Below are 255 nucleotides of genomic sequence, written 5' to 3' on the forward strand. Positions count from 1 at the left end.
TTGGATGCTGTGGACGCGGTCGAATTCGGCGGCGACTTCGCCGAGTTTTTCGGCGCGGACGGAGGCGCGGAGTTCGTCGAGTTCCGCGGTGAGTGCTGCGCGGTCGGTGCCGGCGGCGGTGGTGATGTGGGTTTCCAGGTCGCGGATGCGGGGGTCGTTGGCGGTGCGGGAGTTGACGTCGCCGGCGAAGACGACTGCGGCGGCGGGGGCGCCGCCCAGGACGGAGGCGAAGGAGCCTTCCAGGGCCAGGACGGT

1 protein-coding gene is annotated in these 255 nt (G+C 71.0%); it reads right to left on the reverse strand.

What is annotated here, in order from left to right; all coding sequences use genetic code 11:
• The coding region (locus KGQ19_RS53705; protein WP_212022552.1) for a hypothetical protein at window positions 1–255 on the reverse strand (255 nt) is incomplete at both ends.

The sequence above is a fragment of the Catenulispora pinistramenti genome, assembly GCF_018274385.1.
GTDB lineage: Bacteria > Actinomycetota > Actinomycetes > Streptomycetales > Catenulisporaceae > Catenulispora > Catenulispora pinistramenti.